This window comes from Undibacterium hunanense (assembly GCF_014284335.1).
Lineage (GTDB): Bacteria > Pseudomonadota > Gammaproteobacteria > Burkholderiales > Burkholderiaceae_D > Undibacterium > Undibacterium hunanense.
Genome location: NZ_JACOGF010000003.1, coordinates 153982 through 172504 on the forward strand (window position 1 = coordinate 153982; position 18523 = coordinate 172504).

General features: G+C 50.4%; 14 protein-coding genes. 11 read left to right on the top strand and 3 right to left on the bottom strand.

Features of this window, described 5'->3' with window-relative positions; translation table 11 throughout:
- Positions 1 to 268: 268 nt before the first annotated feature.
- The 11 genes from H8L32_RS06825 to H8L32_RS06875 all read left to right on the top strand — a co-directional run bounded on the left by H8L32_RS06825 (position 269) and on the right by H8L32_RS06875 (position 15021).
- Positions 269 to 2380 (top strand): TonB-dependent siderophore receptor, encoded by a 2112-nt coding sequence (locus tag H8L32_RS06825; protein WP_186946430.1) that lies wholly within the window; start codon positions 269 to 271, stop codon positions 2378 to 2380.
- A gap of 579 nt (positions 2381 to 2959) precedes the next feature.
- On the top strand, positions 2960 to 4768 hold the full coding sequence (locus tag H8L32_RS06830; RefSeq protein ID WP_186946431.1) for a hypothetical protein: 1809 nt from the start codon (positions 2960 to 2962) through the stop codon (positions 4766 to 4768).
- Between the two features lie 108 nt (positions 4769 to 4876).
- Entirely contained in the window at positions 4877 to 7399 is a 2523-nt protein-coding gene (hypF, locus tag H8L32_RS06835; RefSeq protein WP_222619254.1) for a carbamoyltransferase HypF, read from the top strand.
- 10 nt (positions 7400 to 7409) lie between these two features.
- Positions 7410 to 7688, top strand: a complete 279-nt coding sequence (locus H8L32_RS06840; RefSeq protein ID WP_186946432.1) for a HypC/HybG/HupF family hydrogenase formation chaperone — start codon at positions 7410 to 7412, stop codon at positions 7686 to 7688.
- Between the two features lie 30 nt (positions 7689 to 7718).
- Positions 7719 to 8441, top strand: a complete 723-nt coding sequence (locus H8L32_RS06845) for a D-sedoheptulose-7-phosphate isomerase (protein WP_186946433.1) — start codon at positions 7719 to 7721, stop codon at positions 8439 to 8441.
- Entirely contained in the window at positions 8428 to 9582 is a 1155-nt protein-coding gene (hypD, locus tag H8L32_RS06850; RefSeq protein ID WP_186946434.1) for a hydrogenase formation protein HypD, read from the top strand. The genes H8L32_RS06845 and hypD overlap by 14 nt, the downstream gene beginning before the upstream one ends.
- On the top strand, positions 9579 to 10694 hold the full coding sequence (hypE, locus tag H8L32_RS06855; protein WP_329605157.1) for a hydrogenase expression/formation protein HypE: 1116 nt from the start codon (positions 9579 to 9581) through the stop codon (positions 10692 to 10694). The genes hypD and hypE overlap by 4 nt, the downstream gene beginning before the upstream one ends.
- A 46-nt stretch (positions 10695 to 10740) precedes the next feature.
- A complete protein-coding gene (locus H8L32_RS06860) occupies positions 10741 to 11352 on the top strand; it encodes a hypothetical protein (RefSeq protein ID WP_186946435.1) in 612 nt (203 codons plus the stop codon).
- Positions 11352 to 12257 (top strand): phosphoribosyltransferase family protein, encoded by a 906-nt coding sequence (locus H8L32_RS06865; RefSeq protein ID WP_186946436.1) that lies wholly within the window; start codon positions 11352 to 11354, stop codon positions 12255 to 12257. Before H8L32_RS06860 ends, H8L32_RS06865 begins: the two co-directional genes overlap by 1 nt.
- Before the next feature lie 61 nt (positions 12258 to 12318).
- Positions 12319 to 13128 carry a M15 family metallopeptidase gene (locus H8L32_RS06870; RefSeq protein WP_186946437.1) on the top strand — a complete coding sequence of 270 codons (810 nt, stop codon included), beginning with the start codon at positions 12319 to 12321 and terminating at the stop codon, positions 13126 to 13128.
- A 51-nt stretch (positions 13129 to 13179) separates the two neighbouring features.
- Positions 13180 to 15021 (top strand): nickel-dependent hydrogenase large subunit, encoded by a 1842-nt coding sequence (locus H8L32_RS06875; protein WP_186946438.1) that lies wholly within the window; start codon positions 13180 to 13182, stop codon positions 15019 to 15021.
- Positions 15022 to 15069: 48 nt separating this feature from the next.
- On the opposite strand, the gene H8L32_RS06880 is transcribed toward H8L32_RS06875, so the two are convergent.
- The 3 genes from H8L32_RS06880 to H8L32_RS06890 are packed head-to-tail and all read right to left on the bottom strand — an operon-like array spanning position 15070 to position 18227.
- Positions 15070 to 16488: a glycoside hydrolase family 88/105 protein gene (locus H8L32_RS06880; RefSeq protein ID WP_222619255.1), complete on the bottom strand. Its 1419-nt coding sequence runs from the start codon at positions 16486 to 16488 to the stop codon at positions 15070 to 15072.
- Between the two features lie 42 nt (positions 16489 to 16530).
- Positions 16531 to 17277, bottom strand: a complete 747-nt coding sequence (locus H8L32_RS06885) for a DUF6250 domain-containing protein (RefSeq protein ID WP_186946439.1) — start codon at positions 17275 to 17277, stop codon at positions 16531 to 16533.
- 20 nt (positions 17278 to 17297) lie between these two features.
- Positions 17298 to 18227, bottom strand: a complete 930-nt coding sequence (locus H8L32_RS06890; RefSeq protein WP_186946440.1) for a rhamnogalacturonan acetylesterase — start codon at positions 18225 to 18227, stop codon at positions 17298 to 17300.
- Between the last annotated feature and the right edge of the window lie 296 nt (positions 18228 to 18523).

Consider the following 18523-nt stretch of genomic DNA (forward strand, 5'->3'; position numbering starts at 1 on the left):
TTGTACGCAAGCATCACGGTATGCGACTTTTCGTTCCGGATATGTTTTGCCAGCTTACGATACATATTGATAATGATTCTCATTCAATATAAAATGTCTGTTTTTTTAGCCTAAGCATCATTGTCTTATTTGCCTTATTTTCCTGATCCATCCGTATTACATCCCTCTTTATCTGAATTCTGATTTCATGCTGATTTTTTGCTCTGCACAGAGCCAAGTCACATGTCATCCGCAGCTTATTGCCATCTAATTTGAAAGTTTTTGCATCATGCCCAAGCGTCATCCGAATACCTTGCTTCCTGTCGTAGCCTTGCTATCTATCGCCTATGCCCCACACGCGGCCTTTGCGCAGGAAGCAGATGACAGCATCATGCAGGCAGTGAAAATCACCAGCACCAGGGCGGATGGTTTCCTCCCCAAAAGCACAGCCGCAGGCAGTTTTCGCGGGTCAAATATCATGGATGTACCATCAACAGTGAATGTGATTACGCGTGATTTGCTGGAACTGCAGGCTGCCGCCGGCTTATATGATGCCCTGCGCAATACGGCAGGTGTCACCCGACAGCAAAACGGTGGCGACACCTGGGACCAACTGGTGATTCGTGGTATCGCAGTTGAAAACCGTACTAATTACCGCCTCAATGGCTCGCTTCCCATCATGAATTTTTCCCAGATATCGATGGAAAACAAGGAACGGGTAGAAGTCCTGAAAGGTGCATCGGCACTGTATTACGGCTTTACCTCTCCGGCCGGAGTGGTGAATTTTGTGACCAAACGTGCCGGCAGCACCCCCGTCACCAGCATTGGATTGATGGCAGATCAGAATGGCAGCGCGATTGCCAATGTTGATCTTGGCCGTCGTTTTGGCGCAGAACAGGAATATGGTATTCGCGTCAATGCCGCAGGAGGTACGCTGGGACCTTACCTTGAAAAGGCAAATAACGGTAACCGCAGTTTTGCCTCTGCCGCACTGGACTGGCGCGTCAACAAGCAGCTATTGCTGAAAGCCGATTTTGAATACGACAAACGCAAACTCATTGAGCAGGCTGGCGTCGCCTTGCCAACCGTTGTCAACGGCGTCATTCCGCTGCCGATAGCGGTTGACCCTACACGTCTGATCGGTCCTGAATGGGCAAGGTTTGAAACCAGGACCACCAATGCGCAGTTGCGTGCCGACTACGCCATCACTGATGACTGGGCCTTCACCCTGGAAACGGGCGCATCAGAAACCGCACGTGACCGCAGCCTGCCAATTTTTCGTTTCAATAATACTGCTGCCGTCAGCACCGGCGCTGGCCGCATTACCGGCAACCTGCAGCATCAGGTGACAGCATCGAAATTGATACGCGCAGAACTCGCGGGGAGCCTGGCGACAGGTATGCTGAAACATGAACTGACTTTTGGGGTAACACGTACCACCAAAACCCAGGATCCTATTTATCAGAGTAATTATACGATTGCCGCACAAAACCTGTATGACCCGACACCCATTACAACCGTGTCTTTTGGTGCCATACCTACCAGCCCGACAACGGTTGCCCTGGATACGCGCGACAGCGGCGTGTATCTGCTTGACCGGATAGAAATCACGCCGCAATGGCAAAGTGTGGTGGGCATACGCCGGGCCAGCTACCAAAGTAATCAGGGCACCAGCCACTATGATGTGAGCAAAACCACACCCATGGCATCTGTCATTTACAAACTGTCCCCTGCCCTGTCTTTTTATGCCTCGGCAGCGCAAGGTCTGGAGGAAGGCGAGCCGGGACCGACTGGCACGGTGAACCAGAATGTACGCCTGGCACCCGGCGTCAGCAAACAAAAAGAATTTGGCCTGCGCTGGCTGACTGCTGGCAATACCCTGGTTTCTGCTGCCCTGTTTGATATCACCCGCCCTGGCTACTACACCAATACCAGCAATGTTTTTGTCGCTGATGGTGAACAGCGTTATCGCGGCATCGAGTTGTCAACACAAGGAAAACTGAGCCGTCAACTGTCATGGCAAACCTCTTTGCAGCTCCTGAGCCCGGAGTTTCAAAAAATCAGTACTATTTACAATGGCAAGGCACCAGAAAATGCAGCCAAACAGACTGCCAGCACTTTCCTGTCATATGAATTTGAATCGCTGCCTGGACTGTCTGTAAATGCTGGTGCCTACTATAACGGCAGTCGTCCTGTGAATGATTTGAATCAGGCTTATCTCGGCGGCGTGACACTGTTCAGTGCAGGCAGCCGGTATGTCACACAAACCATGGGCAAGCGGACTACATGGCAGATCAACGTTGAAAACGCAGGGGACAAACGTTACTGGGCTGGTGCCGGTACGCGTCTGGCATCTGGCATGCCCAGGCTGATTAAACTATCTGTAAAGGTAGATCTCTGATTCAGCTTTTGTTGAATCAATTCACTATCGATACAGTTTCCCAAAAAAACATTACCGATCTGGCAGCGGCAACAGAACAAATCTGTTGCCGCTGAACCATCTGGAATCCCGCCTGATACATTGCTGACATCAGGCAGCTCTTGCCACATCCCCCTTCTTTTTCTTTGCAGAATGACATATCGATGCACTTTTGATGTGCGCGTTCAGCTTGCATTTGCCTGTCGGCAAGCTAGCGTAGCAAAAAAGAAAATAATTAAACATTAATTAAGCAATTATTCAAAATGCATGTTAAATTACTATTTAATCGTTAATTGCATTTTTTACATTCCATTTAAACATTTCAAGCGTTTTCTAAAACAGCGCGTAGTTGTTGTCATCGATTTTCTGTCGGTAGCCGGGTATTGGCTGCCTTCTTAATCGTTGCTCAATCTTTACTTAATCGTTGCTTAATATCGCCATCCATTTCGCTTGGTAATACCAGGCTGATTAGCAGTGTGTCTTGGGTCTGTACTTCGTAGTCTGATGAAACACAAGCGAGAGAAAATTACACCTCTCGCCTTCAAAACAGGGAGAAATACAATGAGCGGATTAGTGGCAGCAAGCCGGCGCAATCGCGTCATATCAACATGTCTGGGATGCGCGCTGGTGGCAGTGACGCCATTGCTGAGTGGCCTTGCGCAGGCACAGGTAACGGTGCCGCAAGATGCAAAACCTTTGTGTGCCGTATCGCCACAAACGTTTGCCAGTTGGTTTGGCGGAACGGTTACGCTGAACGGTGCGGTCAACCCGGCCAACAGTGTGACCTTTCCGAATACTGGTGACTGTAGCTTTTATCAATGGTCAGAACAGATGTTTTTGTGGCTGACATCACCTGCCCCAAGTACTTATGGTGGTGGCAAGAGCCTGGTCTTCAATTCGCCGATTTTCTACAACGTATCCGGCGCAAATAACCAGGGAAAACGCACCTATACGCAAAATCAACCCGACCTGCCCCTGCCCTTGTTGAATATCCGCAGTGCACAGGCTGGTCCAAATGGATTGCAACTTCTCACCAGCAAAGATGGCCGCATGTTTGAGGTTTTACCTGCACCACAAACGGAGAAAGGCCAATCTCTGATACGCAATAGCGCTGGCAAACTAGTTGAAATTAACCGCGTAGAAGCGCAAGACGGCAAGAAGCCAACGTTCTTTGATGCGAATGACAAAAAAATTACCTTGCCAGGCAAAGTGACCATGGACACAACACTGGCCGCCCGCGTCGCGCCCAGGCTGTTGACTGCGGACAGCACTGCCACAAAAAATATGGTGCAAGGCTTCCAGGTGAATGGCAAAACAGTCTTCATTGACAGTCTCGGCAATACCATAGAACCTACCCAAGGTCAGGCCGGTAGTTTGTCGGGCGTTTTGGTCGGTCAAAATCAGTCATTGGTGTATTACGCCACCATGGTCAACGATGTTTTCGCCTATTTCCAGACGGGTGTCGCGAATGGCGTCATTCCCAACCCCACCAACGTATTCCCCACTACCCAGGCGCAACTGGATCCAGTGATTGCCTATGCTGCGTCAAAAGGAACCAAATTCCCGGCACCTGAAGCACTGGCGATGGAAGTAAAAACATCATGGATAGATGTCGTCGGGCTGGATGCATTGGGCCTGAAAGCCAGTAACTATGTCACTGTCACCAGTACCGTACCTTTATATAACAAGAGCAATACTCAGCTTTGGATACCTACTGGACAAACCAAATCCGTCGTACTTGCCCTGGTCGGCATGCACGTCGTGGGAAGTGCCAAAGGCCATCCAGAAATGATATGGGCGACTTTTGAACATGTCAGCAATACACCCAATGCGGCCTATAGCTACACAAACACCAGTGGTACAACGGTAAATGTAGCACAAAATACTACCGGTACCTGGCTGTTTTCATCGCTGAAATCTGCAACACCCAATGTACAACTTGCCAATTTCACGTCCTCACCAAATATTACCGCAAACACCAGCGCACCTATCGGCCCCAGCGATACCCTGCGCTGGAAAGCCTGGGGTACAGGTTCGGATGCCACCAATGTGTTGCTGGAAAATACCGAGGTCATTTCATCCAACAGCAGTGTACTCAGCCAGTTGATCAAAGGCGATTTGCGCACCAACTACATGATGACAGGCGCAACCTGGACCATTGGTGGACAAACGGTCACTCCCACCAATCAGGTAGGTACCAATCTGCTCAACAATACGACACTGGAAACTTACGATCAGGGCACGAGCAGTAAGATCAATGGATCAAACTGCTTTAGCTGCCATTCCAATAAATCACAACCGGCGGGGCAACCGGCGAATACAGTAGTCAGCCATATCTACAACACGCTCATCCCGTTGTATCCGAAGTAAGCAGCTTTAAATACGGGGCCAGGATGGTCCCGTATTTGTCTGTCGCAGGTAGTGTCACAGTATTGAGGCCCGGGTATGTCATCTGTTGTGGAAAATCAGGAGATACGCGTGAAAGGCACCGTGCAAGGTGTGGGCTTTCGTCCAGCAGTTTACCGTCTTGCGCTGGAATGCCAGTTACATGGTGAAGTATCAAATGATACCGATGGCGTACTGATACGCCTGTCAGGCATGCAAAACGATATCAGTGAATTTTTGCAGCGACTGGAAGCCGAAGCACCACCGCTGGCAAAAATTGATTCCATCTCTACCGAGACCGTCAGTGAAGCCTGGGAATATGAGGATTTTCGCATTACGCAATCCACCCATACGCAAGGTCGTACCGAAGTAGTCGCTGATGCAGCCACCTGCAAGTCTTGCCTGGCCGAGACCATGGACCCAGCAGAACGCCGTTATCGCTATCCATTTACCAATTGCACACATTGCGGGCCCCGCCTGTCCATCATTGAGGGTATTCCTTATGATCGCGAACGGACGACCATGAAGGCATTTACCATGTGCCCGGCCTGTCAAAAAGAATATGATGATCCGCTGGATCGCCGCTTTCATGCCCAACCCATAGCCTGCCATGTATGTGGTCCTCAGTTGTTTTTGCATGAAACGGGGCAATTACTGGTGCACTGTAGCAGCACAGATATAGATGGCTATCAGGATAGAATCGCGCAACAGTTGCAGCATATTGATCAGGCCCTGAAAGATGGAAAAATCGTCGCCATCAAAGGCCTGGGTGGTTTTCATTTGTGCTGTGACGCGACCAGTCACGATGCCGTTCAGGCTTTACGTCAGCGCAAGCAGCGCTATGCCAAACCTTTTGCTGTAATGACGCATGAACTTGCCTGCATACAGCAATACTGTGCCGTTGATCAACTGGAAGCAGAGTTGCTGCAAAGCGTTGCTGCGCCCATCGTCCTGCTGGAAGCCAGACAGATCACTGATGCCGATGTGCCAGCTTTATCGGCAGACATTGCGCCTGGCAGTCACCTGCTCGGTTTCATGTTGCCGTACACGCCGTTGCACCATATGGTCTGTCAGCAATTTGGACGGCCACTGGTGATGACCAGCGGCAATGTGTCAGGTGAACCCCAGATCATTGACAATGAACAAGCACTAGAAAAACTGGCGGGCATTGCCGACTTGATCGTTTGCCATAACCGGGATATTGCCAATCGCATTGACGATACTGTCGTGCGTTGCGTCGCAGGTAAGGCCCGTATCCTGCGACGTGCGCGTGGTTATGCGCCACGCTCAATACCACTGCCAGCAGGGTTTGAAAAAGTGGATGGCATACTCGCTTATGGCGCAGAACTTAAATCCACGTTTTGTCTGGTCAAACAAGGCACGGCCATCTTGTCACAACATCAGGGGGATCTGGAAGACATCAGCACACTGGATGATTATGAACATAATCTGGCTCTCTACCAGCGACTGTTTGAAATGATGCCTGTCCAAGTGGCACAGGACATGCATCCCGAATACGTCTGCAACAAACTCGCGCACGATGTGCCGGACTTGCTGCCGTCTGTTGTAAGCACGGTGCAGCATCATCACGCACATATCGCCAGTGCCATGGCAGAGAATCAGATTGCACTCTCGCATCCACCGGTTTTGGGTATTGCTCTTGACGGTCTGGGCCTGGGTGACGATGGGCAATTCTGGGGTGGTGAGTTTTTGCTGACAAACTACCGCAACTTCCAGCGACTGGCGCGCTTCAAACCGGTCGCCATGCCAGGTGCAGCACAGGCTATCAGACAGCCTTGGCGCAACACCTATGCACATATTCTGAATGGTATGCAATGGGATACCTTTATCCAGCAATTTTCTGATACTGATCTGGCGAAATTCTTTAGCCAGCAACCCATCACCATACTGGAAAACATGCTGGCAAGTGGCATGAATTGCCCACTTGCCAGTTCAACAGGCCGCCTGTTTGATGCGGTAGCCGCTGCGGTCGGCCTGCATAGACAACAAGTCCAGTTTGAAGGCCAGGCGGCGATGGAACTGGAAATGCTGGTCGACAAAAACCTGCTGGCTGACTGTTTGGCAGGCAAGGCAACTTACCCAGCCTATGACTTTTGCATAGAAAAACCCGCTAGTTCACCAGCTTCAACTGAAGCCACGCAAAAGCTCTTTGAACTGAACGCCGCCAGCATGTGGCCACAGTTGCTGGGTGACTTGCAGCAAGGCCTGTCAGCCTCGCTTATCGCGACCCGTTTTCATGCTGGCTTGATCAAAGGCATTACGGCAATGGTCTGCGCTTTGCGTGAGCAACATGTTTTTAAGGATGTGGTGCTATCCGGCGGCTGTATGCAAAACGCGATTCTTTTGGCAGGACTGGAAATGTCTTTACGTGAACAGCAATTCAACTGCCTGAGCCATACGCTGGTGCCTTCCAATGATGGTGGAATAGCACTTGGCCAGGCAGCGATTGCAGCGGCCCGATCCCTCGAATTAGTGACAGTATCAACAATACCAACGGTAGCAACAGTACGAACGGCACAAACAACAGCAAGACTTATGGCAGAAGATTATTCGTTCAGGCAGAAAAACTTTACCCAACACGCTATCTCACCATGAAGGAAACATTATGTGTTTAGGAATTCCAGGAAAAATTGTCAGCATCAGTGATGTCGGGCAACTGCTTGGCATCGTGGATGTAGGCGGCATACAACGCGCCGTCGACCTTAGTTGTGTTGCCCAGGATGGGAAAAATCTGCACGAACTGGTCAATCGCTGGGTGCTGGTACACGTGGGCTTTGCCATGAGCGTGATCGATGAAGAAGAAGCCAGGGCAACGCTGGCCATACTCAATGAACTGGGGCAAATGCAGGAAGAACTGGTCGCCATGCAGGAAGGTGACTCCTGAAGCAAGCAAGAATTTATCAATGAGAGCGTCATGACCAATACTGAAAATGCCAGCCACCTGCAAGCACTGTATCCGTTTCTCACTAAAAAGAAATCTGATACTGTCAGCATGAACCAGGCGCTACTGGACTCCGTAGAACAAAAAATGGCTCAACACCAGAGTGTGATCAGTCATTTCTTTGCCACTCATCAACAGGCAGTCGTTGATTGTGCAAATGCAATTGCCGGCATCTATAAAAAACAGGGCCAACTATTTACCATGGGTAATGGGGGATCCAGTTCGGATGCCTCACATATCGCCGTAGAATTTTTACATCCAGTCACCACCGGACGCCCCGCATTGCCTGCCTATGACCTGAGCTGTGACAAAACAGTGATGACAGCGATTGCCAATGATGTCGGGTACCAGCATGTCTATGCACGACAAGTCGCCAATCTGATGAAGAAAAATGATGCGCTGATAGGTATTTCCACTAGCGGCAATTCAGACAATCTGCTCAGGGCCTTTGCGCAGGCAAAGAAAATCGGTGCAGTCACGATAGGTCTGGCAGGTGGTACCGGTGGTGAAATGGCAGCGATGGAACTGGACCATTGCCTGGTCGTGGCTTCCGACAGCATACACCGTACCCAGGAATGCCATGTAGCGATCTATCACGTCCTGTGGGACCTGGTACATACCCTGCTGGCGGATGAGCGCGGCTATTTGAGCAATAAAACCAATCACGATACAGAGGCCGAACATGAAATACGTTGATGAATTTCGCGACCCGGAAAAAGCCAAATCCCTGATACGGGAAATTACACGGATCTCTGATGAGCTGTCAGAAGATTTGAAACGTCCGGTATACATCATGGAAGTCTGCGGGGGGCATACCCATTCCATCTTCCGGTATGGCATAGAAAACATGTTACCAGCCAGCCTGGAACTGATACACGGCCCCGGTTGCCCGGTATGCGTATTACCCATGGGACGTGTGGATGACTGTGTGGCCATTGCCGAACAAAAAGACACCATTATGACCACCTTTGGTGATGCCATGCGGGTGCCTGGTTCAAAGCGCAGCCTGCTGCAGGCCAAGGCCCTGGGTGCAGATGTGCGCATGGTGTATTCGCCGCTGGATGCACTCAGCATAGCGAAAAAACATCCTGACAAGGAAGTGGTTTTCTTTGGCCTGGGCTTTGAAACCACGATGCCCAGCACCGCCCTGACGGTGCTAAAGGCCGAGGCAGAAGGCATACGTAATTTTTCTTTATTCTGCAACCACATTACGATTATCCCCACCATCAAGGCCGTGCTCGATTCGCCAGACCTGCAACTCGACGGTTTTCTTGGCCCGGGCCATGTCAGCATGGTGATAGGCAATCAACCGTATGGTTTCATCGCTGAACACTATCAGCGCCCTGTGGTGGTATCGGGTTTTGAACCCCTGGATATCCTGCAATCCCTGTGGATGGTGTTAAAGCAATTGCATGTGGGTGAAGCGCGGATTGAAAATCAGTATAACCGCGTGGTACCAGAACATGGCAACCGGATGGCGCTGGAAGCTATCAGCAAGGTGTTTGAATTGCGACCATTCTTTGAATGGCGTGGCCTGGGCTCGATCGATAATTCAGGCGTGCAACTGAACCAGCAATATGCGGCCTTCGATGCCGAGAAAAAATTCTCCCTGCCCTCGGTCACCATCGCCGACCCCAAATCATGTCAGTGCGGTGAAGTGTTGAAAGGCGCTATCAAGCCCTGGCAATGCAAGGTCTACGGCAAGGCCTGTACCCCGGAAACACCTTTGGGTGCACTGATGGTGTCGAGTGAAGGTGCCTGCGCTGCCTATTATCAATATGGTGGCGCCCCCAAAGACAGTATCAAAATACATCAGCTTGAGGAAACCAGTCTATGAACATGATAGAAAAAAATCTCGCCCCGCCTGACAGCGCGGCGGCGGTCGCAAACGTGACAGATATCCGTACCAGGCGCGGCAAACTGGTCAGTTCGGTCATTACCCTGGCACATGGCGGTGGCGGCAAGGCCATGCGCGACCTGATTGACGATGTGTTTATCGATGCCTTCAGCAATCCTGCCCTGAACACACTGGAAGACCAGGCCCGTTTCCAGCTCAGTGATCTGGCGAAACTGGGTGACCGGCTGGCCATGACGACGGATTCCTATGTCATTGACCCCATCTTCTTTCCCGGCGGCGACATCGGCAAGCTGGCAATTTGCGGAACTGTCAATGACCTTGCCGTAGGCGGTGCCACACCTCTGTACCTGACCTGCGCCATGATCATAGAAGAAGGCATGCAGGTTGACACCTTGCGTCAGATCGTCAAATCCATGGCTGACACGGCAAGGGAAGCCGGTGTGACTATCGTCACCGGTGATACCAAGGTAGTGGGACGCGGCAGTTGCGACAAGATTTTCATCAATACCGCAGGCATAGGGGTGATTCACCAGGACTATAAACTGGGTGCCCATCAGGCGCAGGCTGGTGACCATATCCTGGTCAATGGTTTTTTGGGTGATCATGGTGCAGCGATTTTGAATGCACGTGGTGACATGCATTTGACCAGTCCCATAGAAAGTGATTGCGCTCCCCTGCATGATTTGATACAGACCTTGCTGAAAGCCGCACCACATACTCGCTTCATCCGTGACGCAACGCGCGGTGGGATTGCATCTGTCCTCAATGAAATTGCCGACGCGTCGAAATGCGCCATAGAAATTCACGAAACCAAGACGCCGCTAAGGCAAGAAGTAAAAGGTTTTTGCGAAATACTTGGCCTCGATCCTTTATACCTGGCTAATGAAGGAAAACTGGTTGCGGTCGTTCCTGCGGAAGAAACCGATGCTGCCCTGACAGCCATGCGCGGACATGCCCTGGGCAAGGATGCAGCAGACATAGGTACCGTTTTACACGATGGACGGCCAGGACGTGTGCACATGCAGACCCTGTTTGGTGGCAAGCGCATTGTTGACATGCTGGTTGGTGAACAGTTGCCGCGCATCTGCTGATCGCCATATATCGATATTGAAAATTTTTCGCAAAAAAGGAAATGCCATGACCAGTTTTTCATCCAAAGAGTATATCCCGGCACAAGGCCTGCTGATACGTATCGTTGATCAGGGCAAGGTGCTGACACTTGATTATCAGGAAGCCACTGCAAAACATCAGCGCTCGCTCTGGTGGGGAACTGCCGTCGGTTACCGCGCCATGCAGGTGGCAGCGCTGGCCTTGTCCCGCGACCAGTTATGGCATAGAGATAATCTGGTTGTTGTCAGTGCCCATCCTGGCCCCGGTGTGCTTGATTCGCTGAACTATGTAACCCACTGCGCCGACAAAGGCAACCTGACCGTAATGGAAAACGATAACTGTGTCAGCCGTTGCAATAGTCAGATGAAATTCGAATGGTGGGTCAGCGATGGCAAGCAGACTGCCCACGTCATGCTGAACGAAGATTTCGTACCGGATGAGTTCTATCAATTGATAGACCGTCGCGTTTACAGCGAAACCAAGGCTGATGATGATAAATTATTTGAACTCTACAAGGTGAATCTGTCATCACGGATCTGGGTAGCACCACTGGAAGAAAACTTTACCGTAGAGTTATTGCCGCCCCTGGGCAAAGGTGAAGTGCCTTCCAATCATGTCTGGAACAAAGTGCTGGCCTGATGCTGAATCTGAAAAATGATCCGCATGAGGTGCGCAGCAGGATAATGTGTCTGGAAGAAATCAGCTCCCTGCCCTTGCGATTTAATGCAGATTTATACCGCCATTACCCCGGCATGAAACTGGGGCAATGGCAGCAGATCGATTTTTTCAGCAAAAAACTGAGCTGTCTGGCAGCAAACATTATGCAGCAGGACGCTGATACAGACACCAGAGATATTGCCGTTGACTGGGTGATTACGGCACCCGCTTTTTATCATCTGCCTTCCGCTGCCAATTTATTGGCAAGGCGCGTACACGCCTTATTGCAATTACAGGGGTTCAGCCTGAGCTTGCTGGAACCGCGTTTAAACCAGCAGCAAATCGCGGTGAACAGCCAGGATGATTTTGATCTGACAAATAATTACAGCAAAAGCCAACTGGCACAGCGTGTGCAGCAACGACAAAAAACACAGGCCATGGCAGATAGTGATGTTCAGATGAAGCAGTTCTGTCAGCGCAAGGTGATTACCATCAACGATATATATGTTACTGGCACCCAGCAATATTTCATGCAACAGACACTGGATGCGGCTGCAGTCAAAGACAGTTACTGGTTGTACATCTTCAAACTGGAAAACGGGCTTGCGCGGCGACATCCCGAGATTGAATTCGAAATCAATCAACATGGCATCAATGATATAAAAAGCTTTGCAGCCATTCTCAACGATGAGCAGACAACGCCTACGACACGCTGCCTGTCCAGATTATTTGCCGAGAGTATGGATAATTTTTATCAATTGATTTCCTTGCTTGAACCAGGGACGAAAGAAAGAATTTTCTCGCTGGCACAGGCGGAGAAGCGTTACCTGAATTCCATTTTCGAAGAGAAAATGCAGTTGCTCACCATTGAACATCAGCATCATTGAAGATCAGTCTGGCCATAGACATCTGAAGAAATTGCCCGGTTTAAAATATAAGGATCAAGACATGTATGACATTCAATACCAGATTCCGCTGGCTGATCTGAGCAAGATAAGACTGCCGCATTACCAGATTCCGCTGGACACCAGTTCTCCTTTGTTCACGGAAGAACTGGTCAATGTGCGTGATTATGGTTTGGCTTTTTCTTCATGGCATGCGATGGATAACGGTCAGAATTCACCGTATTGCAAGCGTATCAAAGGAAGTCGCAAGGATGGCTGGCTAAGAAAAACATTCGCAGAAAAACTGGCACGTGCGAATGCGGTGCTGTCATCCTTTGGCGTTGAGCTTTTCATATTGGACGCTTATCGCTCCATAGAATGCCAGCGCGGCTTGTGGGCGTATTACTGGGATCGCGCACATGCGGCCAGACCAGATGCCAGTGAAGAAGAGTTGCGCCAGCAAACACTTGGCTACCTACGTGACCCACGAAATTTTGACCCCAGGGATGCGCGCAGCTTTCCCATACACAGCACGGGTTCGTCGATAGACGTGGTATTGCGTGATCGAAAATCAGGCAAATGGCTGAACATGGGCTCGGATTTTGAAGAATACAGCGATGTCAGCGCTACAGATTATTTTGAGCGCCAGTTACTGACTGGTGCCATTGATGACAGAGATGAACGCCTGTGGAACCGACGGCTCCTGCATTGGGCCCTGTTTGCCGAGGACATGACCAATGACCCCATCTTTTACTGGCATCACGACTGGGGCAATCAGATCTGGATCAAGGTGAAAAACGCTGTGTATGGCAGTGCACCCGATATGGCGTGGTATGGCTACAAGGGACCACCTGAATGGGAACCAGAAGCCTGATGGACAACAAGTGAAGGCAAGGCATTCAACCGCAAGTGATAAGGAAACAGCATGGATCTGGATTCAGAACAACAGACACAGCGCACAGATACAGTCAGCGTAACAGCAGAAAATGGGATAGATGCTGACCTGATGCGGCTGATCAGGCAAAAGAACAAGGCCAGCATGACAGCCAAAGTCGATCCACTGAGTCGGCTGGAAGGCGCACTTGCCGTACATTGTCGGGTTGATCTTGAAAGCCGTACCGTCCTTAATAGCGCATCCATGGCGACTCTGTTCAAAGGATATGAATCATTGCTGCCCGGTCGTGCGTTGAAACAGGTAGGCATGGTAAGCGCAACCGCATCCGGCATTTGCGGCGGCGTGCATGCGACCGCTTCTGCATTGTGTCTGGAAATGGCGCTGGGTCTGAAGCCTCCTCCATTGGGCATAGTCTTGCGTAATCTGCTGCTCAGTTGCCAATACCTGAATGACAATTGCATGCATCTGTTTGTATTGGCCGGTCCTGATTATTCACAGCAAGTGATAGAACAAAGCAATCCAGAGATATGGGTAAAAGCCTGCCAGAGTCATTGCCGTCATCAGCAGCTTCACGGTTATCAGCATGTCAGCGACATTTTGCACGACCTGAACAAGGGCGGTGCGCTATACCGCGAAGCCCTGCATATGGTTGCGCTGGCGCGCCAGGCATATACTGTGCTGGGTGGCAAATATCCGCATTCAGAATCCATCATTCCCGGTGGTGTGAGCATTCATGTGGATGCCGGAAAAATGGCAGACTTCAGCCGTATCCTGCAACCCTTTGCATCGTATAGTCGCAAGACAGCAGCGGTGTGGGATGAGGTATTTGATTTCATGTTGGATGCCAATCCGCTGTATGAAGACATAGGACGCTCGGTGGCATCCATGCTGGATTTTGGTCAATGGGATCACCCCGATCACTATGATGGCAGCTACGCACATTGCGATGCCTGGGGAGAAAAACGCTGGTCCACACCAGCCGTGATGATACGCGGCGAATTGCTGTGCACTCGCCTGAGTCTCTTGAATGCGGGTATGGAAGAGTTTCTCGATTATTCTTTCCAGCAGCGCAGTCAAGATGAACAAGATCTCATCAAAGCTGATCCGCTGGGCAACCCTGTCTCGGCCTATCATCCATGGAACAAGCGTACCCAAAACCCCAAGAGTCTGAATCCCCAGGCGTATAGCTGGGGTTCCAGCTTAAGCTGGCGCGGACATAATTTTGAAGTGGGTGCCTATGCCCGGTTGTACCTGACGGCAGCCGCCCGCAAAATCCCCGACAATCCATTTGTTGCAGCAACTGGTCGCAGCCTGGAATTTTGCCTGCCTGTCAGTGGTGGCACAGGCTTGGCTATGCAATGGCGTATACCGCCAGTCTGGAATGCTTTTGAGCGCAATCGTGCGCGCGCCTATTCACTGGCATTCAATTTTTCAGTTACCCAGGAAAACATTGCCATTGCCGGACAATTGATACGCAAGGGTGAAACCCTGACCCATGTAGCGCTCGACAACAACAAGCCTGGGGTACAACTGGGTGTGGGCTTATGGGGGGCCAGTCGCGGCTTCCTGGCGCACTGGGCAGTGATCAGGGAGCATGTCATCGACAATTACCAGATCGCCATACCTTCACGTATCAATGTTGGTACCTGCACGCCGGGACATGAGCCTGGTCCACTGGAAATGGCTTTACAGAATACGCCTATCATAGAAAGCAGTTTTAGCAATGCCAGTGATTTCAGTGGCATAGACATACAGCGCACGATACAAAGTTTTGACCCCTGCATGAGCTGCACTGCACATGTGCTGATAGACAAAACCGAAGAAGTGCTGGTCAGGGAAATTGATACTCACTTCCCTGCTGTCTCTGTTTGATCAACGAGGCATTTCTTCGTGTCTGAAATGCCTCGCCCGATCACTTCATTATGGCTTGCTTACTTTGAGCTGCAATGAACTGTCATTGATTTCAAAGGTGTTGGCCTTCATCAGGTTGATGACTTCTGCACCGGCCAGCAATACCGGGCCGTAGCTATGCGCCGCAAACACATTCACTGGACGATAGTAGTAAAACGCTGGATCAAAGCCCATGCCAGTACCGACGCAAGTACCTTCCACCTGGCCTTTTTGCGTCACTTTGCTGGCTACCGCATTCCATGCCAGCATGACTACTGGTGCATAAGCACGTTTATCAATAAAGCCGCGATTGATGGCGTGTGCCATGGCATAGGTGTAGATGGCAGTGGCAGACGTTTCCAGGTAACTGTCATTACGGTCCAGCAGTTGGTGCCAGAAGCCTGTGCCGTGTTGATAGGACGCCAGACCTTTGACATGGGCCTGCAATTGCGCCAATACGTCGGCATAGCCAGGATGGTCTGGTGGCAGTACATCCAGCAATTCAACCATGGTCATGACGGCCCAGCCGTTAGCCCTGGCCCAGTGGAATTGCGGATGCACACCCATATCCTGCACCCAGCCATGCATGTACACGCCTTTTTCTTTGTTGAACATACGGTCAGAAAACAGTTTGACCTGTTTTACGGCATCGTCATAATATTTGGTGTCGCCAGTTAATTTTCCCATTTGCGCCAGGGCGGGCACGCTCATGAACAGATCATCCAGCCACAAGGTATTCGGTTGCGGACGGTTACGGGCCAACGTGCCATCCGGTAGACGGAACTCTTTGGTGCTGACGTAGCTGCTGCAAATATCAATCAGGCTGGACAGTTTATTGGACACGCCTTCCCTGGTGGCTTTGATCATGGCGGCACACATGGCACCCGCATCATCCAGTGCATGGGGCTGCAACAATGAACGGATAGGTGAAGGGCTCTTCGGATTGGCCTTCAGTCGGGCAATGTAATGCGGTGCCAGATCAGCCAGCAAACCAAGGCGTTCACTGGCGTAATTGCTGAAACGTTTATCACCCGTGGCACTGCCGGCCAGCAGCATGCCTGCGTAGGTGACGCCCCATTCGTAGCTGGTCAGGCGATAATCGCCCGGGGCTAGTATCGTATCGTCATTGATCTGGGAAAAATCAGTAATCTGCTTTTTTGTTTTGCCATCAATAATTTTGGCAGGCGTAACATTGTCCAGATAGGTATGCACACGGTACAGCACTTTCTTGACATCTTCTGCTGTCGGTTGCCCGTATGGTGTGGGGTAATCTGGTTGCATCAAATGCAGTGGCGCTGTCACGTCATTGGCTGGCTTGCCTGTATTGTTTGTTTTGCCTGCGGCTACTGCCGTGCTCATGCCCATACTTAATGGCAGCATGCAACTGATGCCTGCGATGGCCAATAATTTCAATGTTGAACGCAGGCCTGACTGGTTTTTTTGTCTCATCTTTATCATCTTTTTTGCTCTATAAATAAATCTTGCGGGTATTCATTCCAACTGGTAAATCTTGAAATCACGTACTTGTTGCCGGGATTGGGTGGTCCGGAATCCAAAGTAGCCATCCCGCAAGGCATCTTTGTCCCTGTATGAAAAGAACACTTTGCCATCGACCAAAACGCGTGTGCAGCCTTGGTACACCGTAGTTTCTATGACGTAGTCGCGGTTCGCCTGCAATAAGGTGTCGCGTTCATTCAACTCGGTCAGCAAGCTACGTTCACCATTGCCCTGGTATTTACGAAACCTGGTCGTGGTATTGGTGTTGCCGCCTATGCCCGCGTAATACAGGCGTAAATCATCGTATTGCTCAAAAACGCCCTTACGGGTAAAGATGTTTTGATTACGCGGGTCGGTCGCCATCCAGAATTGATTCAGGTCAGACAGCCGGTCATTGCGCCCCTGCTCCATGACGACCCTGCGGGTGTACCTGATCAAGATATCGCCGGATAATTTTTGCTTGAACCACACCGTAGCACCCTTCGCTGCATCAATCAAAAGCTGGTGATTGGCAACACTGATGTCGGAATTCTTTGTGTCGGCAGACTCTACCTGCCACTGTCGCAGATCTTTATCAAAATCATCCTGGTAAATCAGTTTTCCAGCCCTGCCCCATAGACTACAAGTGGCTTCGCTGGATTGTGCTACCGCAGGCAAGGCAGACACCATTGCAACAACTACCGCAATAACGACGGCAGTAATCTTGCAAGCCGGGCGCGAAACTGTTTGCAAATGAAACATGAATATGATTTCCTGAATTACTATTTTTGTGAAGCTGCAGTCGATTTGATGTCGACCGATTTATCATTCAAATAGTTCTTCAACTGTGCATATTGCAGGGTCTTGATACCAGTCACGACCACACGTGCATTGAATTCTGCACCGGCCAGATTGGTGTGGGTATGTTCATCCGGTGTCACTACGGGGAACAGTTTCATCACCTCATCCTTACCCATGATGTCATAGGCAGCGGCGATGTTTTCATTCAGATCGATGAAATCCGCTTTTTCCTGTTTCGCCACCTGTTCAGCCCAACCGCCATAGCTGGCTTTGCTGCGATTTATTTTTCCATTTGCATCCCAGTTCTTGCGAGGTATGGGAGAACATACGATGGCCTGCACGCCTTTGGCTCTGGCCTCGGCAATAAATTTGCGTAAATACCAGCCGTAGCTGTGTACTGTTTCTGGCAATTTTGTCAGCAGGTTATCGATTTCTTCAGCCTCTTCACCGATGCCTTTGATGGTCCCTCTTGCACGGCTGGTATCGTTCAAGGGGCCATTATCATTGTGGCCAAATTGCATGACGACAAAATCACCCTGCTTCATCAATGCCAGGCTTCTTTGCCAGTGCCCGCCAGTCAGATAAGTGCGGCTGCTAAGACCGCCGATGGCGCGGTTGACGACATTGATTTTATCCGTCTGAAAATAAGCCTTGATAGGATTACCCCAACCCCACTGCCCTTCCGCGCCCTTGTTCTGACCATCATCCCGGCCATTGCGCACGGTTGAATCACCGATAAAAAAAACTGAAGGCAATTGCGGATTCGCCGGTTCCGGCAATACGATACGTGCTGCTGCATTGGGATCGGTATTCACCGCTGGTGGCGGCGTAGTTTGCGCCGGGGCAGAACAAGTCCAGCCCAGCACACTCACACAGATCAGGCGGCGTACCGCAGACATACTGGTATTCATAAATGGATGACAGGAATAATGGTTAAGTATCGTCAGGTAGCGAAAGACTGAAGGTCATCATACACGTGAGTGCATATGGGTAAATCAACAGCCTCAACATATGATTTCATTTTATTCGAGAGCTTGTAACTGACTGCAAGACTTGCCTAAAGAATCAAAAAAATGATCACTATTGATTGTGCAGTGCAAATTATGAAAAAACTGCCTGAAAACCAAGCACAATAGGCAGCACTGATGCCATTCCACTCAAGCATGTTGAGAAAATGCGTATCCGGGATTTAACCGATTACTCCCAC

What these genes read in the sequence shown, in the direction of transcription:
- H8L32_RS06825 (WP_186946430.1), top strand. Translation starts at nt 269, where the DNA reads ATGCCCAAGCGTCATCCGAATACCTTGCTTCCTGTCGTAGCCTTGCTA.
- H8L32_RS06885 (WP_186946439.1), bottom strand. Translation starts at nt 17,277, where the DNA reads ATGTTTCATTTGCAAACAGTTTCGCGCCCGGCTTGCAAGATTACTGCC.
- H8L32_RS06875 (WP_186946438.1), top strand. Translation starts at nt 13,180, where the DNA reads ATGGATCTGGATTCAGAACAACAGACACAGCGCACAGATACAGTCAGC.
- H8L32_RS06860 (WP_186946435.1), top strand. Translation starts at nt 10,741, where the DNA reads ATGACCAGTTTTTCATCCAAAGAGTATATCCCGGCACAAGGCCTGCTG.
- H8L32_RS06845 (WP_186946433.1), top strand. Translation starts at nt 7,719, where the DNA reads ATGACCAATACTGAAAATGCCAGCCACCTGCAAGCACTGTATCCGTTT.
- H8L32_RS06830 (WP_186946431.1), top strand. Translation starts at nt 2,960, where the DNA reads ATGAGCGGATTAGTGGCAGCAAGCCGGCGCAATCGCGTCATATCAACA.
- H8L32_RS06870 (WP_186946437.1), top strand. Translation starts at nt 12,319, where the DNA reads ATGTATGACATTCAATACCAGATTCCGCTGGCTGATCTGAGCAAGATA.
- H8L32_RS06840 (WP_186946432.1), top strand. Translation starts at nt 7,410, where the DNA reads ATGTGTTTAGGAATTCCAGGAAAAATTGTCAGCATCAGTGATGTCGGG.
- H8L32_RS06880 (WP_222619255.1), bottom strand. Translation starts at nt 16,488, where the DNA reads ATGAGACAAAAAAACCAGTCAGGCCTGCGTTCAACATTGAAATTATTG.
- hypE (WP_329605157.1), top strand. Translation starts at nt 9,579, where the DNA reads ATGAACATGATAGAAAAAAATCTCGCCCCGCCTGACAGCGCGGCGGCG.
- H8L32_RS06865 (WP_186946436.1), top strand. Translation starts at nt 11,352, where the DNA reads ATGCTGAATCTGAAAAATGATCCGCATGAGGTGCGCAGCAGGATAATG.
- H8L32_RS06890 (WP_186946440.1), bottom strand. Translation starts at nt 18,227, where the DNA reads ATGAATACCAGTATGTCTGCGGTACGCCGCCTGATCTGTGTGAGTGTG.
- hypD (WP_186946434.1), top strand. Translation starts at nt 8,428, where the DNA reads ATGAAATACGTTGATGAATTTCGCGACCCGGAAAAAGCCAAATCCCTG.